The following is a 26,073-nucleotide window of genomic DNA, read 5'->3' on the forward strand; positions in this document are numbered from 1 at the left end:
ATTTTTTATGTTATATACAATTATGTTTTATCCTTTTATACCACTGAAAGTCTTACCCTTAACAAAGTAGTTCTGTGAAATAACGAAAATAATTATAATTGGTAAACTAACAAGGACGGCTGCAGCCATTAAATGAGGCCAAGAAGTCATATATGTTGATTTAAATTGTTGTAATGCAAGTTGTAAAGTATATTTTGATTCTTCCTGTAAATAAATTAATGGTCCTGTAAAATCATTCCATAAATTTAGCAATTGAAACAAACAAATAGTAATAATAGCTGGTTTTGACCACATTTCGCTTTCAAACCATGCTGGGGCCACAATGCCTATATTATTTAACAAATAATTTATATAATCAAATCGATTATTAAAGGACCATTGCCATATTAAAGCAATAGCAACCGTTGGTACTAAAGTTGGTATAAAGAATATTGCTCTAAATACACCAATAAACTTAATTATTGAATTTAAAAGAACTGCAATTAAAACACCTAAAATTAAATTAAGTGGTACTGCTATTATGGTATAAAATAAAGTATTTTTTACTGATATGATAAACAAATCATCATTGAAAGCAGATAAATAATTTTTGAAACCAGTAAAACTTTTTATATCTATTCCATTATAATCAAAAAAGCTAAAAATAAATGATGATAATATTGGATAGATATAAAATAATAATAAACCAATTAACCATGGTAATGAAAATAATATGCCCCATTTGACCTTATTTCTTTCTATTGAAACTTTTCTATGCATATCTATCAACCCACCAAAAATATATTATATTAATTGTGGTCTTCTGCTTTTACAGAAGACCACAAAAAATTTTTATTTATATACTAATTCCGTGTTTACTTTGTCTGTTACCTTTTTCAATAAATCTTTTGGTGTTCCCTTTCCATATAATGTATTGTTGGTTGCTGTAACTAATTCATCCCATGACAACTGTCCTTTTGGAATTGGAGGTCTACACTTTGAACTTGGTAGTAAATCAGCAACTACTTTACCATATTGATATTCTTTATACCATTTTAGACTATCATTTATTTTTTTAGCTGACATGAAGTGAGCTGTTTCTTCACTATAAGTATATACACCATTACTAGTACTTAAGTATTTCATGAAATCAAAGCTTACTTGTTTATTCTTTGCTCCTCTTGGCATTACTACTCCCCAGGCACCTGCCCAAGATACTACTCTTTTTCCATCCGGTGATGGAATTGGAGCAACGCCATATTCAATATCAGGTGCTAATGTTTTATATGTTGCATCATCCATGGTCCACTAACCATCATAGCAACTTTTCTTGTTAAAAATAGTTCAATATTACTTGCTGTAGCAGTAGAAAAGCTTTGAACATCAGCTGCATTATATTTTTTAGCGTAAGATACTTCCCATTCTAATGCTTTAATAATATTAGGATCATTAGCTGTTATTTTACCAGTATTTTTATCTTGGAATTCTCCACCCAATACCCATCCACAAGTGTATAGCCAACCTTGGCTCAACCATGGGATAAAACCAATTTGTTCAAATCTATTACCTTTTTTATTAGTTAACTTTTCTGCCATTTTATCTAATTCTACAATAGTTTTTGGTGGTTTTTCTGAATCAAAGCCAGCTTCTTTAAACAATTTTTTATTCCAATATAATGTTCTTGTATCAGCATCTGTTGGTAAACCATATAATTTGTTTGTATAATTTGGTTCAGACCATGCATAAACAAAAAATAAATCCTTTGTTATATTGTTTTTCTTAGCTGTTTCAGTAATATCTTCAAACAATATTCTGTACCCCATTGAGGTACCATAAAACGATCAAACCAAACAACGTCAGGTGGATTTTTTGCAGCAATAGCAGTCATTAATTTATCTGTAATACCTTGCCACTACCACTACCACCAACAAATTGTCCTTTTACAACAACTGTTTTACTTGGAACATTAAAATTCTTAACAATTATTTCCGAACATGGCTTCTCAGGTAATTCACTCATTGGATGCCAAAATGTAATTTGAACTTTTGAAGCCGCTTGAACTAATGTGTCGAATGAAACTGATGTAATAACAAAAGAAATCAGTAGTAAAACATCAACAAAGCACAACCATTTTTTAACAGGCACAACAAACAATCTTCATTATTTTTTATTCATAAAATATTATATAAATATATATTAAACATGTCAATATATTATATATATAATTTGAATATAATATTATATATTAAAAAGCATGATTTAATGTTACATAATAAATAATTAATATTTTATTTGTCATAAATTTAATTATTTTTGAGATAAATAATTGTATTAGTATATAATATTCGAATAATTATTTAATAGTACTTAACTGATCTTTTTAATATATTTTAATACTTAAGTTTTTCATAAATTATTTAATATAAAATTTTATAATAAATGACTGTAACTTAAAAGACATAATGTTACTAAGTTTATATTATTTCACTCATTTTATGTAATATATTGTTGTGAAATGTCTTTTTTTACATTATAATTTAAAGTATATTAACCAGAGTTTGGGGGAATATATTTTGTTTAATGAAGGTAATCATTTCAATATATTGTTCTCTTTCTTAAAGAAGAAGGGTTTAGCTCGAAACTTATCAAAGCTTTTGATAGGATCTATTGTATTACCAATATTATTTATAGGCATTATTTCAGTAACATCTTCGTATAATTCAATTATTAGCAAAAGCAAGGATGGATTTTTATCAACCACTCATTCAACTGGAATGTATATGGATTCAATATTTAAAAATGTAGAACAGAATATCTTTCAACTTATTACAAATAATGTTTTATTAGATTACTATTCTGAAACTTCAACAGATTATGCAAAGCCAGTTGCAAGAGAGAATGCTCAAAAAATGATTTCAAATGTGATGAATACTAATAATCTAATTTCTGGTATACATATTATTACTGATAAAGAAACCACTATTACATATCCAATGGATAGTGTTTCGTTTATATATGATTTTAATAAAATTAAAAATTCAAACTGGTACAAAAGGATAGAATCGGCTAATGGAAGACCAATATGGTTTGATAATCACTTTGAAGCATTTGATGATATATCTATTAAAAATGGATATAAAATTGATGCTTACGCAATTTCTGTCGGGGTTAGTTATATTGATATTAGGACAAATAAAAAAATCGGTGTAGTTATATTTGATATTAGTGAGAAACAATTAAAGGAAACTCTAAGGAATATAAAGCTATCTCAAAATGGATTTTTCTTAACTTTAACCCCTCAAGATAGAATTATTTCATCTGAAAATACAGCATTTAAAATTACAGGCCAAGCATCATTTATAAATAATATAAAAAATAACATAAGTGAGAATAAAAATGAAGGAGCTTTTGAGGCTAAAATTGGTAGTAGAGCATTATTAGTATGTTATTTCCATTCAACATTCTCTGATTTAACATATATTGGAATTGTCCCACTATCAGATTTATTATCAGCAGCTAATGGATTAAGAGCACTTATTATTATAGTTTCAATTATATTTACTATAATTGCTCTTGCTATTGCTATGTATTTTGCGTCAAAGATAGCTTTTGATATTGAAAAGGTCACTCATACAATTAGTACAGCTGCAAGCGGAGATTTGCGTGTGAATAGCAATGTTAAAAGGAATGACGAAATTGGTATTCTATCTGAGAATTTCAATAAAATGACATTACAACTTAGAAGTCTAATAAAAAAGGGAATTGATTTATCAACACAGGTTAATAATTCAATTGAAAACGTTTCAAAAATTGCAAATGAGGTATCATCAATAACTAATGATGTATCTTTAGAAATTCAGGAGATAGCAACAGGAGCTGGAAATCAAGCCGAAGAAGCTAACAAAATACTAAAAAGTGTAACTTATTTTGGTGATAGAATTAATGATGTTGTAAGTGCATCAAATGAGATGGATTCTTTATCTGATGAAGTAAATAATTATACTAATATAGGACTTGAAACAGTAAAAGAACTAAGTAAATGGGCTGAACAAACATCTAAGGTTACCGGCTCCATGATTTCAAATATAAACGAACTTTCTGGATATACAAAATCTATAGGGAGAATTACAAATTTATTAAATAATATTTCAGAGCAAACCAAACTACTTGCTTTAAATGCATCAATTGAAGCTGCTAAAGCAGGTGAAGCTGGAAGAGGATTTTCGGTTGTTGCAGCCGAGATTAGGAAACTTGCAGACCAATCAAGAAATTCAACAAAGGATATTGAAGATATACTAAATAAAATAATTAAACAGACTGATGCTACTCAAAATGTTGCTGATGATGTAGAGAACATAATCAAAGGACAAGAAAAATCTGTGTTAGAAGTTTCAAAATCATTGAGCAATATTATAACTGCAATGAATAAACTTTCTGATAAAATTGAAGATATCAATAAATCAATACATATGATAGACAATGATAAAAACGAGATTATTGAAAGTATCGAAAATATTTCATCAATTTCACAGGAGACAGCAGCGTCTTCAGAAGAAGTTTCGTCGGCTGCCAAAGAACAATTGTCTTCAATTGGAGAGTTAAAAACACTTATTGATAATTTAAACAATTTAGCTCAAGATCTTAAAAAGGCCATGGAAATTTTTAAGGTATAATAAAATCAGAAAATAAGGTGTCTCACCTGTATGTTTTTTAATAGTTTGCTTAAGTAGTCTTGTGAAAAATTAAAATATGACGCTATGTCATTAAGTGATATCTCTTTCTTGTAGTTCTCCTTAAGATACTGTTCAATTATCTCTATAATGTTACTATGTTGTATATCATGGACGTGCAAGGTGAACTACCCCCACCTATAGAGGTGGGGGCTTCGTGGTCAAGGTAAGCTACCTTACCAGATTACCCACGCTCAAAGGGCTGTCCCATCCCCGATAATACCATCTACATGGCTAATTTTAGTAGATTCTTGGCTGCATTTATATCTCTATCATGTTTGGTACCACATTTAGGACATTCCCATTCCCTCAATGCTAAATCCTTTACATCAGTATTTTTATGCCCACATTCACTACATATTTGACTTGATGCATAAGAATGTGGTGCTATTATTATTTCTCTCCCATACCACTTTGCTTTATATTCTATCATCCTTCTAAATTCTGACCATGATACCTCTGTTATTGCCTTTGCTAAATGATGATTTTGTTGCATATTCTTTACCTTCAAATCCTCCATCACTATAACTTGGTTTTCGTTTATTATTTTAGAGGATAACTTATGTAGAAAGTCTTTCCTTTGATTTGCTATCCTTTCATGTAACTTGGATAGTTTTATTCTCGTTTTCTCATAGTTTTTACTCCACCTTTGTTTCCTTGATAAATCCTTTTGTATTTTCTTTATCCTTTTTTCTGTCTTTCTTAACCATTTTGGATTCTCAATTTTTGTCCCATCTGAAAATACTGCAAATTCTTTTAACCCTAAATCTATTCCTATCTTCTTATCTACTTTAGGCAATTCTTTTATTTCTTTTTCAACTAATATGGACACATAATATTTTCCTGCAGGTGTTTTTGATATTGTTACAGATTTTATAATCCCTTCAAATTGTCTATGTTGTTTTATCTTTATCTTTGTGTTTAGTTTTGGCACTTTTAAGTATCCATTATCTATACTTACTGTCCCATTTTGATTATTTGTTGTATATGATTGATAGCCTTTTTTCTTTTTGAACTTCGGAAAACCTATATTCTTATCCCTAAAAAAGTTGTTATATGCCTTTTCTAAATTAAGCTGTGCATTAGCAAGGGCAAGACTATCTACTTCCTTTAGAAATGGATATTCTCTTTTATACTTAGCAGGTGTAGTTTTTAACATTCTTTCTGTTTGCTTGTAATACTCTATTTTGTCTGCAAGCATTTTGTTATATATAAACCTTACACAACCAAATACCTTTGCAAAATATTCCTGTTGTTCTTTTGTAGGGTATATCCTATATTTATATGCTTTTAACACAACTACACCTCTTCTCTTTGATTTTCTATATATTTTTTGATTACTTCAATTGGTGCTCCTCCAGTTGTAAGTAAACAATAACTTCTTGACCATAAACATTCTTTCCATAGTTGTTGTTTTATTTCAGAAAATTCTTTTTTTATTAGCCTTGATATGAAGCACTTTTGTATGCATTGATAAATTTAGAAATTTCGCTATTAGGATGTGCTTTGAATAATATGTGAACATGGTCTTTATCGTGATTCCATTCTTGTAATGTAATATTATAATTCTCTTGTATTTTCTCAAATATTTCTTTTAATCTGTTTGATATTTTATCGTCTATTACTTTTCTCCGATATTTTGTAACTAAAACAAGATGGTAAAATAATAAGAATACTGAATGGTTATTGCTATCTAATTCCATCGATTTATCTCATCTCCTTCCTCTAATGCTGATTGTATCATAGAGGAAGGTATTGTCAAGCAACATTCATCACCCACTTATAGAAGTGTGTGACTTCTGTCGTATTTTAGGTTAAAATACTTAGCAATATCGGCAATTTCTGAATCAAATTTCATTTTTATTCGAGTTAAAGTAATAAATAGCTGATCATTTGTTATGGGCTTTTGCAAATATTCTTTAACTTCATATTTTATTGCTTGCTTTGCATATTCAAATTCATTATAACCACTTATTATAACAACCTTTACACTCGGATAATTGTAATATATTTTTTCGGCAAGTTCCAATTCACCCATAACAGGCATTCTAATATCTGTTATAACTAAATGAGGTAGTTTATCTTCTATTAGCTTTAAGGCTTCTTTACCATCAAAGGCTACTCCTATTACCTCAAAACCACAGTTTAAGTCATTTATTTTTCTTACAATACTTCTTCTAATTAACTCTTCATCTTCAACAACAACACATCTATATTTATTTTTGGACTTTTCCATATTATTTTTCCTCCAAAATAGCTTGATATGGTCCTCCAATAGTAATACAAGCACCAGAATTATCATTATTCTTTATATTAAATATTATATTGTCCTTGTATATTAATTTTAACCTGATGTAAATATTTAAGATACCCATTCCTTCTATTTTTAGATCAGGAATACTATCCAAATTATTAAACTTTTGCATAAACTCTTGAATAGTGTTTAATGCTTGATTGCTAAAGCCAACACCATTATCATATATAGTAATAGTCCAAATATTATCATTTAAGTTTCCTATTATTTTTATCTCCCAAGGTGGAAGTGTGGAAAATGCATGTTTTATACAATTTTTAACAAGTGGCTGGATAATAAGCTTTGGGATAGAAATATTATATATTTCGCTTGGTATATCAATTATATAGTTAAGGTTTACCCCATATCTTATCTTCATACATTCAAGATATCTATTAGTTTGTTCAATCTCATCATATAATGTAACATAATTTTTGGTATTATCTGAAACATATCTAAGCATTTGGGCTATATTGTTACATAGTTTAATAATATCCTTATTCATACCTTCTTCTGCCATTGCACTTATGTTAGCTAAACTATTGAATAAAAAGTGAGGGTTCATTTGAGATTGCAGAGCTAAAAATTTAGCATTAATCTCTTGGTTTTTAGTAATAATTAATTCATTTAATGAAGTTTTTAGTCTTTCATGCAATCTATTAAATGACTTATACAATGATTCAATTTCATTCTGTTATGCTTGTTGATACTTGGAAAGGTGCAGGCTATATAATGGTTGTGTTCATAGCAGGGCTTCAAGCAATATCCAGCGATTATTACGAAGCAAGTGAGATTGATGGGGCAACATTTTGGCAAAAAACAATTCATATAACAATTCCGCTATTGATGCCTACTATTTCAACTGTAACAGTATTAAATATAACATATGGACTTAGAGTATTTGACATTATATATGTTTTAACAAATGGTGGACCTGGATATGCCACAGGTGTTATAAACACTCAAGTATTCAAAGAGTTTTCTGAAGGTAGATATGCAGTAGGAACAGCTATGTCAACAATTTTATTTATAATTGTAGCACTTATTTCTTACTTTATTATAAAAGCCTTTAATAGAAAAGAGGTGGATTATTAATGGCAAGGAGGCAAAAAAATATTGATTTATTAAAAAATATTGTTGCATGGCTTATATCACTTGTTGTAATACTTCCGGCAGTTGTTATTTTAATAAATTCATTTAAAACAAGGGCTGAGTCATATACATTAACTTTACAACTTCCGAAAAGTTTTGAAATATCAAACTATACAACTGTAATTGAAAAAGGGAAATTAGGTATTTCATTTATAAATAGTATGATTTATGCAACAATAAGTTCAGCTTTAATAATTATTTTAACTTGTACTGCTGCATTTATCATGTCAAGAAATCAGATAAAATTAAACAAATTTTTATATTTTTTCATAATATTAGGTATTGCTATGCCTGTAAACTACATTACATTACTTAAGGTTATGCAAATATTACACTTAATAAATACAAGATTTGGAATGATTTTATTATATACTGCATTTAATATTCCAATAAGCTTATTTATTTCTTATGGTTTTGTTAAAACAATTCCCAAAGAAATTGATGAGGCTGCTATAATTGATGGTTGTCCACCAATAAAACTATATACAAAAATTATTTTACCTTTGCTTACTCCAGTTATATCAACCCTATTTGCTTTAAACTTTATGAGCTGCTGGAATGACTTTATTTTACCATTGTATTATCTAAATTCATCTGAAAAATGGCCAATGACATTAGCTGTGTATAACTTTTTTGGAATGTTTATGACCGAATGGAATTTAGTATGTGCCGATATTGTTCTTACAAGCTTACCTGTTTTAGTAGTTTATATATTGGGCCAGAAATATATAGTTAATGGCATAACAGCAGGAGCAGTTAAAGGATAAAAAAAGAGGCGGTGAAAGGGGAGGTATTTGCCTTTTTTGACCGCCTTTTTATTATGTTGTGGTTGTGTTTTTGCTTATCTATATTAAATAAACTTATTTGCTAATTTTGATTTATCCTTGCTTTACTTAATGCATCTTCAACTGCCATAATAATTCCTTCACTTGACATTGTAGCACCAGAAACAGTATCTACTTTAGTTGATTGACTATCAATTATTTCTTGAGGAACTGTTTGAAAAGGTAAATAACTAAATCTTGGAGTTTCATTATCAGAAACAATTTCTATCTTTGTGATTTTATCATCCTTTATTGTTACCTCAACAACAATTCCTGGTCTATAACCAATGCCTTCTCCAGTATATGTGCCATCTTTGTAGATTCTTGTACTATTAGTTACACTGTTGTTTTCATTAGAAGTATTACTATTCTGTGCTTCATTTGATATTGTAGTATTTTGACTATCAGATGTAGTTGTATTATTAATTTGGTTGCTATATTGGGTTATTTGCTGTGATACAGTATTATTGCTATTATCAGTTATTCCACCATTACTTTTATTAATACTATCATTTGAATTATTGCTATTTTGAGTTTCATTTGATTTTGTAGCAGTATTATGACTATCAGATGTAGTTGTATTACTAACTTGATTATTATTTTGGATTATTTGCTGTGATGCAGAATTATTGCTATTATTAGTTATTCCACCATTACTTTTATTAATACTATCATTTGAAGTATTACTATTTTGAGTTTCATCTGATTTTGTAGTAGAATTATGACTATCAGAAGTAGTTGTATTACTATCTTGGTTATTATTTTGGATTGTTTGTGTTGATGAAGAATTATCGACAACTATCTGTTGCTGACTTACGCTAATATGATTCTCAGCATTTAAACTAACCGTATTCATTAGTGTATAAACACCTAACAAACTTGCAACTGTAACAGCACCTGCTAAGTTTTTATTTATTGGTTGGTTAAATACAACTACCTCTTGATTATGCCTTGGGCAGCTTGAAACACATCTAAAACAGTTTAAACATTCACCACTTTTTACTTCATCTAATCTATTTAGAGGCAATCCCATTTCACATTCATTTGTACATATCATACAGTTTCCACAATTATTATTCTTTTTTCTAATTCTAAGTATTCTTAATTTTGATGTTATGCTAAATAAAGCACCGAGTGGACAAAAATATCTACAAAAAGCTCTTTCAACAAAAATTGAAATAATAAATATGAATGAAAGTATTAAAAGTCCACCTTTATACGAAATTACTCCAGAAGAAAGTGCTATAAGCTCTGAGAAAGCATCCCATGGGCTAAAGCTTTTTAATATATTATAATTTAGAGTCCATATAAATAGAGCAATTAAAAAAAGAATAATATATTTTGAATACTTTAAATAATTATCTATCTTTTCATTTATATTAATTTTTATCTTAAAAACTTTCTTTACAATCTTATTTAAATAGCTAAATACTGTACCAAAGGAACAAATCCATCCACAAAAAAACCTACCTAATAAAATAGTAATAATGAATGTTATAAATAGTGTTGCAAAATAAGTTGATACAGATGTAAAGGGAATATTTCCTTTTATGAGATATTTAAAAAGTTGTTCTATACCAGCAAATATATATACAAACATTCCTGAGAAAAAAATTAATGAAATTATTTGTACTGTAAATCTTAAAATTTGCGTAATGTTTTTTCTTAAAGACTTATTCAAATTTATATTTCTCCTTTCGTTAGTAAAAGCTAACTTCAAAAGTACTGTCAAGTATTTTTATATTCTCTTTTAAAGTTGAAGGACAAAAAACCATTTTATTTGTTGCTACAAAAATTGTTTCAAATTCTTCTAAGGTTTTTACAAAATCAATTCCATCTTTTAATCCTAATACAAAAAGTATTGTAGACATAGCATCAGCATCAATAGAATTATCTGTAACAACTGTTACGCTTGCTAAAGTATTTGAAACTGGATAACCGTTAATAGGATTTATAATATGAGAAAATTTAATACCATTTATTATATAAAATCTTTCATAGCTACCTGAAGTTACAACTGTTTTTTCTGGAAGCTCTATGTATCCAAATATTTCTCCTCTTTGCTTAAAGGGATTTTGAAGACCTACCTGCCATTTAGAGTTATCAAGTTTCTTTCCTACCAACATGACATTTCCACCAAGGTTTATTATTGCTGATTTAACATTATAATCCTCTAAAAGTTTTTTTATCTCATCAGCAGCATAGCCTTTTGCAATTGATCCTAAGTCTATTTCTTGATTTTGATTTAATAGCATCACTCTATTATCCCTTATTAAGATATCATTGTCATTAACAAGTTTCAAAGCTTCAAATATCTCCTCTTTATTTGGGAAAATGTTATCTTTCATTTTTTGCTTCCAAAGGTTAATTAAAGGTTTTACAGTTATACTAAATGCCCCATTTGATAAATTAGAGTATTTTTTTGCCATTCTTATTACATATGCGGTATCGGGAGATACCAAAGAAAACCCTTTACCAGCATTACTATTTATTGTTGATACATCACTTATATTTTTAAATACAGACATCTTATTTTCAATGTCATATAATCTTTCTATGCAACTATTTAAAACTTCTTCATCTAATTTATCATATATTGTAATTTCACAACTTGTTCCCATTGCATAAACCTTTTTTGTTAACCTATCAACTGTGTGCATCGTTTTTTCCTTTCTTTAACAGGTTCTTACCTTTGCATTTTTATTATAATAAATATATACCTTTATTTTGTTGACAAAATGTAAACAAATGATTAATAAGTATTAAAAAATTATTAAAATCAAAGCAATGTATTAACAAAATATTGTAACTAATAATAAATGCACAAAAGGTGTAAATGTTTTTTAAGTACAGAATATAAATTAAGTAAGCATTGCTAAAAAACTAATCTTTTTAAAGATATAATGTAGGTTAAATTTATTCTTTTGAATATGAAAATTATTTATGATAAAATTTATATAAGACTTATTTGGAGGTAAAATTTATGAGTGATAGGGAATTATTAGAACTCATATTGAATAAGGTAACAGGCTTTGAACATAGGTTTGACAGCATAGATAATAGATTAGATCGACTAGAATCCCGAATGGACAGTTTAGAATCCCGAATGGACAGTTTAGAATCCCGAATGGACAGTTTAGAATCCCGAATGGACAGTTTAGAATCTCGAATGGACAGTTTAGAATCTCGAATGGATAGTTTAGAATCTCGAATGGATAGTTTAGAATCTCGAATGGACACTTTAGAATCTCGTATAGACAGTTTAGAAAAACGAGTAGATTCGATAGAACAAGATATAAAAGAAATTAAACTTGATATCAAGAATTTAAAAGAGCAAAATGAATTATTAATTAATAGCCATGTTGATCTAAATAGACGTATGGATGCTGTATATGAACAGGTTGCATTTCTAACTGAATATAAAGAGCAAGTTAACCAAAAAATAGAGACTCTGTCAAAAGAAGACCAACAGATAAAGGAAAATCAATTGATAATAAAAGATTGGTTGGCATCTCATGAAATGCAAATAAGAAAACTTGAACTAAAACAATTAGCATAAATATACATAAAAAAGGAGGACCTCGATAATAACTTAGAGGTCCTTTTTTTGATATAATTTTTTGTTTTCTATAAATATTATCAGGTTAACAAGGCTTTTTGCTGTTTCATACAAAAGCCTTTCTGCTTCTATAAGGCATCTTTCCAGAGGAGAGGCCATATCAACAACTGAAAAAACACTTGTTACACCACTTTTTGAATATAATTCAAAAGGACAATCAACTGAACCTGGTAAAACAATAACTGGTTTATTGTATTTTTCAGCAAGTTTAGAAAGCCCGATGGTTGACTTTCCAGACAAACTTTGTGTATCAAATCTTCCTCCTGTTATGACATTAATTCATCATACTTATAAGTAAACTCAAGCAGCTTTGATGACATGTAAATAGGGCATTTTACTCTTATTGCTAAAGAAATTGCATCACTTGGACGTGCATCAATAATGGAGATTGAATTATTATTATCAATTAGAAAAATCTCTGAATAGTATGTGTTATCTTTTATATCAGTTATTATTATTTTCTGAATATTAATACCATATTTAGAAAAATATTTAACATTAAATCATGCGTTAAAGGACGTTCAGACTGTTGGTTTTCCAGTGCAAATGCTATTGATTGAGCTTCGAGTGGTCCAATAAAAATTGGTAGTATCATTTTGTTATCAACATCTGAAAGTAAAACTGCAAAACCGGCCCCCTGCTCAAAAAAGGCTACGTTTAAAACCTTCATTTGATATATCATATTTTTGCACCTCAATTATTAAAATACCCTTTAATTAATATTATTACATAAAAATATATATTAAAAGACTTTTTTATTTTGTTTTTTAGAAAAAATCTTATTCGGGAATAATTATATTATTAAATCTCACAACTTTTTTTACAGAAACTGTCTGAATTGATTTAATAGAAACTTAAATTATTGATTAATAACATGGTTTTCTAATTTTTTTTATGTTAATAATTTATTTAAATGTGGTATATATCATTATACAAAGTAAGGTGATAAATATGCGTATTTTGCAGCTTACATGGGAATATCCTCCAAGAATAATTGGAGGAATTTCAAGGGTAGTTGAAAACATTTCACAAAACTTATCAAAAGAAAACACTGTATATGTAATTACCTTTTCAGATGATTACGAAAGATATGAAGACCATGGAAAACTAAAAATAATTAGGGTTCCGAAATATTCATTGAATCCACTTAATTTTGTTGATTATATTATGCTGATGAATATGGCATTAGCTGAAAAAGCTATATATATTTCTAATAAAGAAGGTAAATTTGATATTATTCATGTCCATGACTGGCTTTGCTCATTTGCAGGAAGAATGATAAAAAACTCCTTAAGAATTCCTTTAGTATCTACTATTCATGCTACTGAATATGGTAGAAATAATGGAATTCACAATGAACTTCAAAACTTTATATCAAATGTTGAATGGTGGCTTTGTTTTGAAAGTTGGAAGGTAATTGTTAATTCGAACTTTATGAAATGGGAATGCGAAAGGATATTTAATCTTACACAAGATAAGATTGAAATTATACCAAACGGAATTAATGTAGAAGATTTTGAAGATATTGAGGCAGACATTTCATTTAGAAGACGTTTTGCTCTCGACTCAGAAAAGATTATTTTCTATATTGGAAGGCATGTATATGAAAAAGGAGTCCAGCTTCTTATTGATGCAATGCCACATATACTTGAAGGGTATTCAAACTCAAAGCTTGTGATTGCAGGGAATGGTCCTATGTTTCATGAGCTATATAGTATGACATATAGATATGGCATTAATGATAAAGTATTATTTACAGGGTTCATTTCTGATGAAGAAAGAAAAAAATTATTTAAAGTAGCTGATGTATGTGTATTTCCAAGTTTATATGAACCTTTTGGTATTGTTGCACTTGAAAGCATGGCAGCAGGCTGTGCAACTGTTGTTTCTGATGTAGGCGGATTTAATGAAATAGTAAGACATGCAGAAAATGGTATGAAATTTTATAGTGGTAATAAATATTCATTATCTGATAATGTTGTAGCCCTTCTTTTAAATGATCAATTAAGGCATAAAGTAGCTCTTCAGGGAAAAAAAGATGCAAAAGAAGTTTACTCTTGGGGCAAAATAACTGAGAGGCTTCAAAAACTTTATTCTGAAATATTAAAAGAAAGCAAAAAAATGGAATGGTTCAATTCATAGGAAAAGCGAGGTATTTAAAAAAGATGAAAGGCATTATTATGGCTGGTGGATCTGGGACAAGACTTAGACCTTTAACTGCTGCTATACCAAAACCAATGATACCTTTCTTCAATAAACCTGTTATTGAATATGCTGTTGAGTTATTAAAAAAACACAATATTTCAAAGATTGCTACAACTCTTCAGTATATGCCTGATAAAATAATAAATCACTTTGAAGATGGGAAAAAGTGGGATGTAGAGATTAACCATTATATAGAAAAAGACCCTCTTGGAACAGCAGGAAGTGTGAAGAATGCAAAAGATTTTTTAGATACAACATTTGTTGTTCTAAGTGGCGATGGGATTACAGATGCAGACTTGACACAAGCATATAAATTTCATAAGGAAAGGCAAAGCAAAGTAACTATAATCTTGAAAGAAGTTGAAATACCTATAGAATATGGTATAGTTTTAATTGATAAAGAAGGAAAGGTTCAAAAGTTTTTTGAAAAACCATCTTGGAGCGAGGTTTTCAGCAATTTAGCAAATACTGGAATCTATATTATTGAACCAGAGATATTAGATTATATTGAAGATGGTAGGCCTTATGATTTTAGTAAGGATCTTTTCCCTAAGCTATTAACTCAAAAGATACCATTGTTCGGCTATGTAACAAAAGGATACTGGTGTGATATAGGTGATGTCTCAAGCTATATAAAAGCACATCAAGATGTCTTTAAAAGAGGGGGAATAGTAAATCTTAAGCTGCCTCAAACCCCTATTATTGGTAATAACTTCAATGTTAGTTCAAATGCCAAAATATCTCACAATGTTTTTATAGGAGATGAATGCTATATTGAAGATGCCGAAATAGGTGAATATACTGTTATTGGAAATAATGTAAAAATAGGAAAAGGCACACAGATATCACACTCGATAATTTGGAATCAAAGCCATATAGGAGAACATTCTGAACTAAAAGGGTGTGTTATTTGTAATAAGGTATTTATTAAAGATTTTGTTAGGGTATATGAAAAGGCTGTAATAGGAAATGAAAACACATTAAAAGATTATGTTGAAGTAAAGCCTGAGGTTAAAATATGGCCTAAAAAAGTTGTTGAATCAAATACAGTTGTTGACCAGAATGTATTCTGGGGAACAGAGGTAATAAAAAATGTTTTTTGGGTTAGAGGAATTGATGGGGAATTCAACATAGAGATAACTCCACAATTTGCTTTAAAACTTGGTAATTCAATAGGTTCTATTTTTGATAAAAATGCAAGGATTCTTATTGGTGATGATAAAACATCAAAAAGCAGTGTTATAAGAAAAGCAATTGAAACAGGGGCTCAGATTACTGGTGCAAGACTATTTAGAACAAGAAGCACAATACTACCTATTTTTAGGTATATTGTGCAAGATTTCTATGATGCGGGTGTTTATGTCAGAACAAGAGGAGATAACCTCAAAATAGAAATTTTCGATACTAATGGTATTAATATTTCGAAGGAAATGGAAAGAAAGATAGAGAATCTGTTCATTACATGTGACTACCGAGAATCCCATGATGTATATTTTGTAAATGAACTTACAACCTCTCCTTATGAAATGTATTTTTCAAGAATTGAAAATAATTTTGATATTAATAAATTGAAAAATAGAAAGGTATGCTTTATATCTGAAGATAAAGAAATAATTAATCTTTTAGAAAACATTTCACAAAGATATCTTTTAAAATCAACATTAATCAGTGGAGAGTCAAATGGATGTGTTAAATTTTTAAAGAACCTTTGTACCAATAACAATTATGAATTAGGGTTTGTAATAGATAGACAAGGTGAACATTTTTTGATGTCTTTTGATAACTGCTCAATATATGGGGAAAAATTAAAAATGCTTTTAGCATTACTTGAAAAAAGAAAATATAAAAAGGAATTTGCAATACTTCCTGAATTCTTTAAAACCTTTTTAAATGACCTTGAAAAACAGTTTTCTATTGAAATTAAATGGACTGATAATGAAATAAGAAACTATATAAAAACTCTTATAGCTGAAAATATCAATTATTTTTTCTACTATGATGCAATTTCATCAATTCTATTAATTCTTGAAAATATAGATTTCGTAAAAGAGATAATTTCAAAATTTAAAACGCAAAAATTAGTTGAAATATATATGTAATTCTATAAGCTGAGGTTAATATTAACAGCCTCAGTTTTTTGTTTTGGGTATATAATATAATAAGCAAATAAGTTTAAAGAGAGTGATAATATTGTTATATAGAGCTTTTATTGATGGCCATTATCAAATAACAGTTATACTATCAGATATGATAAGTACTATTAATACTGATGAATTTAAAGTTAATATAGACTATGATACTATTGATATAGAAAAGGTTGAAAAAATTATACTACATGAAAAAAATAATGAACAGGCTGAAAAAAGAGGATATGAGATCTGTGAGGAATTCAATAAGATAAGATTCGTACTTAAAGAAGGTATGCATGATTTTCATTTGCGTAAAGCAAAGAAAAGTATGTATATTGTTGGTGATATGAACGATTGGAAACTAAGCTCAGATTGGGAGCTTATTTGGAACAAACGAAGTTCACGATATGAGCTTATCAAAGATATAAATGACGTACAATTTGGATATAGATTTAAATTTGCAGAAAATACAAATATTGATTTATGGTATCCCAAAGGTTTTGGAAATGATATAGTTATAGAAAACTATTTTGATAGGGACCATGCTCTTACTAATAAAATAAAGATTACAACATCACAAAGACTTCTGCCAAACCTAAAATATGCTATAACCTATAAAAACAAAACCATTTTTGCAAGACCAAGGGATATTTTAAATCAAGAGGATTATTTTTTCTACGATGAACTTGGTTGTTTTTATTCAGATGATAAAACAGAATTTAGAGTATGGGCACCAACTGCATACAAAGTAATTTTAAATCTATATGACGCAAATGAGGCATTTTTAGCTTCTTATGATATGAAAAGAAGTGGGAATGGAACTTGGAAAAGGATTATAGATAACAACCTAAAAAATCATTACTATCTTTATGAAGTGTGGCATTATAATTATGATGAGGAAACTGGTTATAAGGTATATTTTACTCCAGACCCATATTCAAAAGCGTCATCTAAAAATTCTGGTAAGACTTTAATATTTGATGATGCTGATATACAAATTGATGGGTGGGATAATGATACCTTTTTAAGTGGTATTGATTCTCAAACAGATGCCATAATTTATGAAATGCATGTTAGAGATTTTACAATTGATTCAACCACAAATATTGAAGATAAAAAAAGAGGAACATTCTTAGGTTTGTGTGAAGGAGGATATTATAAAACAAATATCTCAACATCACTTTATCATTTAAAAGATTTAAATATCACACATGTACATTTGCTTCCAATAAATGATTTCGGAAGTGTTGATGAGAATAACACAGATAAAAAATACAATTGGGGGTATGATCCAGTTTTATATCAAACTGTTGAAGGTTGGCTTTCATCAGATAGAGAAGACAGACTAAAGCCTATAATTGAGCTTAGAACAATGATAAAAAAACTACATGAGAACAATATTGGTGTTATTATGGATATTGTTTTTAACCATACTTATAACAAAAACGGTGAGTTTTTTTCTATATTTGATAAGATAGTTCCAGAGTATTTTTATAGAGTGAATGATTATGGCGAATACTCAAATGCCTCTGGTTGTGGCAATGAGATAGATTCTGAAAAACCAATGGTAAGAAAATATATTTTAGACACAATACTTTATTGGTGCAAGAACTTTCATATTGATGGTTTCAGATTTGATTTAATGGGGCTTTTAGATATTAATACAATTAGAACCATAGCAAAAGAAGTTAGAAAAGTTAACCCTAAAGCACTTATATATGGAGAAGGTTGGGTAATGGACAATTCGTTGTGCCTCATAGAAGAAAGAATGAATATAGAGTCTTCAGGGCATCAAGGATATGATATAGGCATGTTTAACGACAGAATAAGAGATGCAATAAGAGGGGATTTAGATGGATATAAAACAGGTTATATGCATGGCAATATAGAGTCAGTTGAAAAAGTGAAACAAGGTGTAAAAGGAGGAATTGATGATTTTGCATTAAATCCTACAGAATGTGTAAATTATGTTTCATGCCACGATAATTTAAGTTTATGGGATAAGGCATTTAAGACAATGCAGGGAGACGATTTTTACTATATTGATAGGGCTTGTAGATTTGCTAATGGAATAGTATTAACATCTCAAGGTGTTCCTTTTTTACATGGTGGTGTGGAGTTTAATAGAAACAAAAAAGGTATTGCAAATACCTATAATAAGCCTGATGAAATAAATAAAATTAATTGGAGATTAAAGGAACGATACTATGATACATTTATTTATTATAAAGAATTAATTAATTTAAGACGAAATCATCCAGCATTTAGAATGAAAACTGCAGGAGAAATAAAAAAATATCTTAAGTTTATACAAAGCCCAGAAGGTGTTGTTGCATTTGAAATTACTTATCCCTATGATACATGGAAACATATTATTGTTGCTTACAATCCATTTAGAGAAATAGAGGTTTTACCACTAAGAGAAGGAAAATGGAAAGTAGCTGTTGAAGATGCCACAGTATTTAAATATAACTACAAAGAAGTAATAGGTAGTGTAGAACTTTCACCATTAAGTATTTTTATAGCTTTTAAAGATGAATAAAAATAGGAGGCTGTCTAAATAGATGTTAGACAGTCTCTATTTTTCAGAAAGATAGTATATATTTGTATAAGGTAACTCTATTTCTTTTTTATCATAATATTTTAACAATAAGATGGTAAATCTTATACCCTTTTGACTAAATATTCTAATATATTCTTCTATTTCTTTATTTATAAAACATGTGATTAATACAACCTCTTTATATGATTGGGTTTTTAATATATTATAAAACAATGTCTCAATATACTCTGTAATCTCAATTTTTATCCTTGCTAAGATTTCAAAAATTTTAATAATCTGGAGAGATTCTCTTGATGGAAAAATATAATCAATAGCTTCTTGTGTTTCTTCATTTTTTGCGTTAGTAGCAAAACCGACAGATATACCTGATTGAATAAGGTCTTTTGCCAAAGATGCACAAACCTTTATACCAAATTCAATGACACTTTTATCAAGAACATCTTTTCTTTCAAACTCATTTGATTGAACGTTCAAAATGATAATAGCATCTCCAGATGAAGTATATTCATATTTATTTACCAAAAGGGTTCCTGATTTTGCAGAATAATTCCAATTAATTCTATTGAATGAATCATAAGTTTGATATTCTCTAATGCCTGCAAAATGAAAATTATCCTCTACCAAAAATCTTTTGACAATTGTTTCACCTATCAAACTTGAGCGAGGTTTAACATAATTGTTTATATTTATTATTTGAGGATAAACAACAACCGAGCTATTGAAATAAAATACCTTATCAGAGGTAGTAAGGCCAAATAAATCACCAGTTACTAAAAAAACCTTATCAAGTTTATAAAATCCTCTTTTGGTTGCTATAAATGAATGTTTTCTAATTATTTGCTGAAAAGGGAGAAGAAAAAAGATACTTGTATATCTCAACTTATCTCGTATAACATAATTTTTACCATCATCCATAAGAAAATTTGAAGATATTTCAAACTCAGATTTTACCCAGGGAAGTGGCAACAACTTTCCATTATAAATTTTCTCAATAATATGAATTTTTTCTCCTTCATACAGTGTTTTTTCCTCAAAGTAAATATCATAATTAATATTACTTAAGCTATGACATTTTATAATATAGATATTTAGGCTAAATAAAACTAAGAATATAATAAGTAACCAAAAAGAACCCATAACTAAACTCCTAAATTTTATCTTTATAATATTTATTTCCATTTTACAATAAATTAGAATAAATAAAAAGGAGGCTTTCCCATAAGATATAAGTGGATAGCCCCTTTTTTTACAAAATAAAGTTATTATTTACTGAGTTTCATCTATATATTGTAAAAAAATTTAGAATTATGTTTATTGACAGTCTCTTTTACTTACCCATTTGTTCTTTTAATTTTTTAAGTTCTTCTAAAGCATCAGCATCATCATTTTCAAGTTCTTTAAATCTATCTTCCAATGTTTTGCTTACATTATTAAGTTCATCCATAGCTTCTGCTCTTGCCTCTTTTTGTTCAATCTTTTGAGCCATTCTTTCAAATGAATCAAACTTTGATGTATCAGTAATTTTACTCATAGTTTCACTAATTGTAGCTTGAGCATCTGCTCTTTTACTTCGAGCAATTAGTAAATCTTTCTTCCTTTTTGCTTCTTCAATCTTATCCTCAAGAAGTCTAAGCCCATCCTTTAACTTCTCAACAGCTTCATGTTGTGCATCATATTGTTTTTGATAATCGTTTGCAAGGTTTTCATATTCCTTTTTGCGTTTTAAAGCTTCAAGAGCAAGTTCATCTTCACCTTTTGCTACTGCAAGTTCAGCTTTTTTCTGCCAATCCTCAGCAAGTTTTCTGTTCTCTTCAACCTTTTTCTGAAGAATCTTTTCATCAGCTATGGCATTTGCAACTTCAACTTTAGCCTTTTCAAGCTGTTCTTGCATGTCAATTATAAGCTGGTTTAGCATTTTCTCTGGATCTTCTGCTTTATCAATTAAGTCATTGATATTAGCCTTTATAAGCTGTGCAATTCTACCAAATACACCCATTTTTTTAACCTCCAAAATATATTTTTTACCAACTTGATGTATTGTCATCAGAATTGAAACTTCCGCCATCTGATGACCAACCATTGCTATCAGAATTATCAAAGCCAGAGTCATTTGAATCCCAATTATTTCCTACATCAAAATTACCTCCAAAATTATGATGATGATGACCAAAGTTATGGAAAACTTCTTTTGTAAGCATACCAAAAAGCATCATAGGAAGTAAGCCATCAAACATTTCAGAGATATTTTTACCACCAAAAATATCTTTGTAATCAAAATTGTTTTTACTTAATATATTTTTCATAATTGCTTCTGCTTCAACATATTCTCTTTTGAACTCATCGAAATCACATTCTAATAAGTTTTCTTTCAAGATATCTTCCTTCTTTTTTAGTATCATATAATCCTCATTATATAGAATATTTCCCTTAGCCTTTTCTAAGAATGAAGAAAAGTCATCTAATAATTTTTTACAGTCAAGATAATCTTTTTTGAATCTATCAAATGTATTTCTTAGGTCATTTATACTACTCTCAATATTTTTAATATCATTTTTTCTTATATATTCTTCAATCTCTGAAATTTTTATATCAATGGTATAAAATCTAATGTTGCTAAAGCTTTCATATTCTCTTTTGATATTATCAAACTCATTCTTTAATTTATCTAATTTTTCCTTTTCTAACTTATATTTTTCATTTATATCATCTTCATATTTTTTTAACTTTTGAGTAAGGCTTAAAGCTCGCAACAAAATATTTATATCATTGCTTTGCTTTGCATCTTTTAAAATATTATTATACTCATTGTTTATCTCATCAAATTGGTTTTTCGACATACTATTTTTTATTGAATATATATTTTTTTCGTAAACTTTTATAAGCTCAGTTACTATGTTGCTTTCAAAAACTTCATATTCTGATGAACTCAAATCCTTGGCTTTTGTAATAATGCTATCAAGCTCAAGTAGGTTTTCTAAATATTTTTCGATAATTTTATTATCATCAAAATTTTTAATATTATCAAAATGGTCTTTAAAGTATTCTGGATTTTTAAATTGAGAAATTAGCTTATCTATTTTCCTTTTATCTTCTATCTCATTTTGAATTTTATCTTCGTTTTCCTTTGAAACCTTTAAAATACCATCAATTTCTTCATCAAGTATTGAACATACATTAATAAATGCCTTGTAGAGATTTTCAGAATAGCTTTCTTTCAGCCTGTTATAATAATCCTGAAGCTTTGAATAATTTTCAACAATATCATCATATTTCATTTTGATACTGTCATCATTCATATATAAACCTATATATTTAAGTTCATCATCTAATTTTAAAATCTTACCGGCAATATCATTAAATTTATCTTCACATATTGCTAAGTTTCTTTTAATCCTTTTTCTATTCTGAATTTTGAAAATTATAGTAAATAATACTATTACAACTGCTAAAAAGACCACAAAAGGTAAAGGGTCTACCTTAGACTTATTTTTAGTTTCTAAAGAAGAACTGTTATTTTTAATTAAAACCTGATTTTGTATTCCTTCTACAGTGTTCTCAATTGCATCATAAAACCTTCCACTTTTTGCATAAGAGACAAAGTATCTATCTAATATTTCCTTTGGTGTAAGGTTTGATTTTAGATTGCTACCAAGGTATAAAGAGGCATTCCTTTTTGAATAAGAAATAAGAAGCAAAGCAGATGTATTACTTATTTTTTTCTTTTCAATGTATTCATTTTTAAACAATTCTTTATTTTCTATTGTATTTCTAATAACAACAAAAACCTTAATATCCTTTGCCTGTATAGATTCATTAAGCTTATTTGCCTGATCAGATGTTAATATATCTGTTTGATTATCCACATATATTTCAGAAGCAAAGGTATAAACAAAAAACAATGTAAAAGCTAATAACAAAAATATAGCAATTAATCTTTTATTCATTGTATTATCCCCTTTTATTCTATCTATATTAACTCTATCACATAACAATATATTTTTATACCCACTTTTTAAAAATTTAATTAATATAAATATTTAAAATTACCGAAAACGTTATTGAAATGTTTCAAATTAATTTTTATAATAAAAATATATTAATTAAGAGAAGTTTAGGAGGCATTATTTATGAATCTTTCATCAGAACAATGGTTAATATCAGATGAAAAATTTGAAATAGGGGGCAAAAACGAAACAATATTTGCATTAACTAATGGATATTTAGGAATAAGAGGAACACATGAAGAAATATATCAGGAGGAAATCCCAGGAACTTATATTGCAGGTGTTTTTGATAAAGATACTGCACAAGTAACAGAATTAGTTAATCTTCCTAATATAGTAGGGCTTAGAGTATATATTAATAGAGAATTTCTAAATCCTATAAAATGTGAAATATTAGAATATAAAAGAGTATTAGATATGAAGCAAGGTATTTTATATAAAAAGCTAAGATTAAAAGATAAATTAGGAAGAGTAACAAACATAGAAAATTACAGATTCCTAAGTCTTACTGACAAAAATATCTTTGTTCAAAAATACAAAATAATTCCTGAAAATTATTCTGCTATTTTAAATATTGAAAATATAATTGATGCTTCTACATATAATCTAAAGGAAAATCCAAATGAAAAGGTTCGACATTATAAAATTAATAAGATTCATGATTATAAAAGAGGTATTTATGTAGAGGTAAATACAAAAGATAAAGATATTGGTATTGGTATAGCATCAAGTATCACTACCTATGATGAGAAAAATAATGAAGTAAGTTTTAATAGGTATACAAAAAATTTAGATTTTCAAATTACTGAAAATAAAGAGATAGATGCCAAACAAGGCTTTGAATATTTTATTTACAAAATTACATCAGTTGTCTCTACAAGAGAATGTAGTCATTCTGACCTTTTCAAAAGGTGTGAATCAATATTGGAATATGCTAATAATAATGGAATTGACTATTTATTTAATAGACATGTTGATTATTTAAGTAAACTTTGGGAAGTAGCTGATATTCAAATAGTTGGAGATGAAAAAGCAGATAAAGCTTTAAGATTCAATATTTTCAATCTTTCCTGCCTTGTAAATCCAGAGGATCAACTTGTAAGCCTTGGTGCTAAAGGTTTACATGGCGAAGGTTATAAAGGACATGTTTTTTGGGATACTGAGATATTTATGTTACCTTTTTATATTTTTACAAATCCTAAAGCAGCAAGATCACTACTTATGTATAGGTATAACCTTTTAAATGCAGCAAGAGAAAATGCTAAAATTAATTCCTTTAAAGGTGCACAATATCCTTGGGAGTCAGCAGATACTGGTAAAGAAGAAACTCCAAAGTGGGGTATAGATTATTTAGGACAACCTGTTAGAATCTGGACTGGAGACATAGAGTATCATATAACTGCTGATATTGCCTATGCTGTCAACGAATACTGGAGAGTTACTGGTGACATAGAGTTTATGAAAAACTATGGTTCAGAAATAATTATTGAGACTGCAAGGTTTTGGATTTCGAGGCTCGAACACAATAAGGAAAAAGATAGATATGAAATAAATGATGTGATAGGGCCAGACGAATTTCACGAACACTGCAATAATAATGCATATACCAACTATTTGGCCAAATGGAATATTGAAAAAGCAATTGAGCTATACAATACTCTAAAAAAAGAGTATCCTGAAGATTTTATAAGAGTATCAAACAAAATAGGAATTAACCAAGAAGAAATAAATGAATGGCAAAAAATAAAAGATAAAATTTATTTTCCATATGATAATGAAACTAAACTGATTGAACAGTTTGAAGGCTACTTTAGCTTAAAAGATATTATAATAGATAAATTTGACCAAAATGATATGCCAGTATGGCCAGATAGTGTAAATCTTCAAAGGTTAAATGATTATCAACTAATTAAACAAGCAGATGTTATAATGCTTTTGCACTTATTTTCTGATAGATTTGATGAAAATACAAAAAAAATAAACTTCGATTACTATGAAAAAAGAACAATGCATAAATCTTCATTAAGCCCAAGTATGTATGCTTTAATGGGATTAGTTGTTGGAAGTACAAAGAAAGCATATCAAAATTTTATGAGAACATGCTTAGTTGATTTGGAAGACAATCAAGGGAATTCAAGAGAAGGTCTGCATGCTGCAAGTGCTGGAGGAACATGGCAAACAATAATATTTGGATTTGGAGGTCTAAGTATCAACAACAATATATTATGTATCAATCCTTGGATACCAGAGCATTGGGAAAAACTTATTTATAAGATCTATTGGAAAGGTAACCTACTTCAAATTGAGGCTGAAAAAAATACAGTAAATGTTGTCAAATTAAAAGGAGACAGTAATTTAGAAATAAAGGTGAAAGATAAAATAATAAACATTTAGTTTATTTCCGAAAAATTTCGAATGCCTTGATACAAATTATACTATGTTACTTATATTAACTTAGCAAAATTAAATAAAAATATAATAATAATTAAAAAATATATAGACAAAATGCATATTATTTTATATAATAAGATTATCGAAAACGTTTCAGAAATTTTCATATTAAGGAGGTTAATTT

The 26,073-nt window shown here is 28.3% G+C and carries 21 protein-coding genes and 3 pseudogenes; 8 read left to right on the plus strand and 16 right to left on the minus strand.

Features of this window, described 5'->3' with window-relative positions; genetic code table 11:
* Positions 1-27: 27 nt before the first annotated feature.
* The 4 genes from ACAG39_09545 to ACAG39_09560 form a co-directional block, all read right to left on the minus strand.
* A complete protein-coding gene (locus tag ACAG39_09545; GenBank protein ID MEZ0537475.1) occupies positions 28-759 on the minus strand; it encodes a hypothetical protein in 732 nt (243 codons plus the stop codon).
* Between the two features lie 72 nt (positions 760-831).
* Entirely contained in the window at positions 832-1,281 is a 450-nt protein-coding gene (locus ACAG39_09550) for a hypothetical protein (GenBank protein MEZ0537476.1), read from the minus strand.
* Positions 1,254-1,787, minus strand: coding sequence for an extracellular solute-binding protein (locus ACAG39_09555; GenBank protein ID MEZ0537477.1), 534 nt, complete (start codon positions 1,785-1,787; stop codon positions 1,254-1,256). The genes ACAG39_09550 and ACAG39_09555 overlap by 28 nt, the downstream gene beginning before the upstream one ends.
* A gap of 79 nt (positions 1,788-1,866) precedes the next feature.
* Entirely contained in the window at positions 1,867-2,124 is a 258-nt protein-coding gene (locus ACAG39_09560) for a hypothetical protein (protein ID MEZ0537478.1), read from the minus strand.
* Positions 2,125-2,552: 428 nt separating this feature from the next.
* Here ACAG39_09560 and ACAG39_09565 point away from each other — a divergent pair, with 428 nt between their 5' ends.
* A complete protein-coding gene (locus ACAG39_09565; GenBank protein ID MEZ0537479.1) occupies positions 2,553-4,652 on the plus strand; it encodes a methyl-accepting chemotaxis protein in 2,100 nt (699 codons plus the stop codon).
* A 5-nt stretch (positions 4,653-4,657) separates the two neighbouring features.
* Here ACAG39_09565 and ACAG39_09570 read toward each other — a convergent pair whose 3' ends face one another.
* From ACAG39_09570 to ACAG39_09590, 5 genes and pseudogenes are all read right to left on the minus strand, one after another.
* Entirely contained in the window at positions 4,658-4,831 is a 174-nt protein-coding gene (locus tag ACAG39_09570; GenBank protein ID MEZ0537480.1) for a helix-turn-helix transcriptional regulator, read from the minus strand.
* Positions 4,832-4,935: 104 nt separating this feature from the next.
* Positions 4,936-6,006 (minus strand): IS200/IS605 family element RNA-guided endonuclease TnpB, encoded by a 1,071-nt coding sequence (tnpB, locus tag ACAG39_09575; GenBank protein ID MEZ0537481.1) that lies wholly within the window; start codon positions 6,004-6,006, stop codon positions 4,936-4,938.
* Positions 6,007-6,008: 2 nt separating this feature from the next.
* A pseudogene (tnpA, locus tag ACAG39_09580) lies at positions 6,009-6,412 on the minus strand (IS200/IS605 family transposase).
* Positions 6,413-6,489: 77 nt separating this feature from the next.
* The gene (locus ACAG39_09585) at positions 6,490-6,945 is read right to left on the minus strand and encodes a response regulator (protein ID MEZ0537482.1); all 456 of its coding nucleotides are present in this window, start codon (positions 6,943-6,945) and stop codon (positions 6,490-6,492) included.
* 1 nt (position 6,946) lies between these two features.
* Positions 6,947-7,678: a sensor histidine kinase gene (locus ACAG39_09590; protein ID MEZ0537483.1), complete on the minus strand. Its 732-nt coding sequence runs from the start codon at positions 7,676-7,678 to the stop codon at positions 6,947-6,949.
* An 8-nt stretch (positions 7,679-7,686) separates the two neighbouring features.
* On the opposite strand from ACAG39_09590, the pseudogene ACAG39_09595 reads away from it, so the two are divergent.
* Both ACAG39_09595 and ACAG39_09600 read left to right on the plus strand, forming a co-directional pair.
* A pseudogene (locus ACAG39_09595) lies at positions 7,687-8,097 on the plus strand (carbohydrate ABC transporter permease).
* A complete protein-coding gene (locus ACAG39_09600; protein MEZ0537484.1) occupies positions 8,097-8,921 on the plus strand; it encodes a carbohydrate ABC transporter permease in 825 nt (274 codons plus the stop codon). The pseudogene ACAG39_09595 and the gene ACAG39_09600 overlap by 1 nt, the downstream one beginning before the upstream one ends.
* Before the next feature lie 100 nt (positions 8,922-9,021).
* Here ACAG39_09600 and ACAG39_09605 read toward each other — a convergent pair whose 3' ends face one another.
* Together ACAG39_09605 and ACAG39_09610 are read right to left on the minus strand one after the other, a co-directional pair.
* The gene (locus ACAG39_09605) at positions 9,022-10,659 is read right to left on the minus strand and encodes a 4Fe-4S binding protein (GenBank protein ID MEZ0537485.1); all 1,638 of its coding nucleotides are present in this window, start codon (positions 10,657-10,659) and stop codon (positions 9,022-9,024) included.
* Positions 10,660-10,678: 19 nt separating this feature from the next.
* The gene (locus ACAG39_09610; protein ID MEZ0537486.1) at positions 10,679-11,638 is read right to left on the minus strand and encodes an FAD:protein FMN transferase; all 960 of its coding nucleotides are present in this window, start codon (positions 11,636-11,638) and stop codon (positions 10,679-10,681) included.
* A 323-nt stretch (positions 11,639-11,961) separates the two neighbouring features.
* On the opposite strand from ACAG39_09610, the gene ACAG39_09615 reads away from it, so the two are divergent.
* Positions 11,962-12,537 carry a hypothetical protein gene (locus tag ACAG39_09615; protein MEZ0537487.1) on the plus strand — a complete coding sequence of 192 codons (576 nt, stop codon included), beginning with the start codon at positions 11,962-11,964 and terminating at the stop codon, positions 12,535-12,537.
* Positions 12,538-12,570: 33 nt separating this feature from the next.
* On the opposite strand, the gene ACAG39_09620 is transcribed toward ACAG39_09615, so the two are convergent.
* A complete protein-coding gene (locus ACAG39_09620; protein ID MEZ0537488.1) occupies positions 12,571-12,837 on the minus strand; it encodes a glycerate kinase in 267 nt (88 codons plus the stop codon).
* A gap of 26 nt (positions 12,838-12,863) precedes the next feature.
* Positions 12,864-13,279: pseudogene (locus ACAG39_09625) on the minus strand (bifunctional nuclease family protein).
* Between the two features lie 269 nt (positions 13,280-13,548).
* On the opposite strand from ACAG39_09625, the gene ACAG39_09630 reads away from it, so the two are divergent.
* The 3 genes from ACAG39_09630 to pulA all read left to right on the plus strand — a co-directional run bounded on the left by ACAG39_09630 (position 13,549) and on the right by pulA (position 19,473).
* Positions 13,549-14,739, plus strand: coding sequence for a glycosyltransferase family 4 protein (locus ACAG39_09630; GenBank protein ID MEZ0537489.1), 1,191 nt, complete (start codon positions 13,549-13,551; stop codon positions 14,737-14,739).
* A gap of 23 nt (positions 14,740-14,762) precedes the next feature.
* The gene (locus ACAG39_09635) at positions 14,763-16,901 is read left to right on the plus strand and encodes a sugar phosphate nucleotidyltransferase (protein ID MEZ0537490.1); all 2,139 of its coding nucleotides are present in this window, start codon (positions 14,763-14,765) and stop codon (positions 16,899-16,901) included.
* Between the two features lie 91 nt (positions 16,902-16,992).
* Positions 16,993-19,473, plus strand: coding sequence for a type I pullulanase (pulA, locus tag ACAG39_09640; GenBank protein ID MEZ0537491.1), 2,481 nt, complete (start codon positions 16,993-16,995; stop codon positions 19,471-19,473).
* Between the two features lie 36 nt (positions 19,474-19,509).
* Here pulA and ACAG39_09645 read toward each other — a convergent pair whose 3' ends face one another.
* From ACAG39_09645 to ACAG39_09655, 3 genes are all read right to left on the minus strand, one after another.
* Positions 19,510-20,631 (minus strand): DUF58 domain-containing protein, encoded by a 1,122-nt coding sequence (locus ACAG39_09645; protein MEZ0537492.1) that lies wholly within the window; start codon positions 20,629-20,631, stop codon positions 19,510-19,512.
* A gap of 190 nt (positions 20,632-20,821) precedes the next feature.
* Positions 20,822-21,490: a PspA/IM30 family protein gene (locus ACAG39_09650; protein ID MEZ0537493.1), complete on the minus strand. Its 669-nt coding sequence runs from the start codon at positions 21,488-21,490 to the stop codon at positions 20,822-20,824.
* A 25-nt stretch (positions 21,491-21,515) separates the two neighbouring features.
* Positions 21,516-23,438 carry a TPM domain-containing protein gene (locus tag ACAG39_09655; protein ID MEZ0537494.1) on the minus strand — a complete coding sequence of 641 codons (1,923 nt, stop codon included), beginning with the start codon at positions 23,436-23,438 and terminating at the stop codon, positions 21,516-21,518.
* Between the two features lie 183 nt (positions 23,439-23,621).
* On the opposite strand from ACAG39_09655, the gene ACAG39_09660 reads away from it, so the two are divergent.
* The gene (locus ACAG39_09660) at positions 23,622-25,892 is read left to right on the plus strand and encodes a glycoside hydrolase family 65 protein (protein MEZ0537495.1); all 2,271 of its coding nucleotides are present in this window, start codon (positions 23,622-23,624) and stop codon (positions 25,890-25,892) included.
* Positions 25,893-26,073 lie beyond the last annotated feature (181 nt).

The sequence above is a fragment of the Caldicellulosiruptoraceae bacterium PP1 genome, assembly GCA_041320695.1.
Classification (GTDB): domain Bacteria; phylum Bacillota; class Thermoanaerobacteria; order Caldicellulosiruptorales; family Caldicellulosiruptoraceae; genus JBGGOQ01.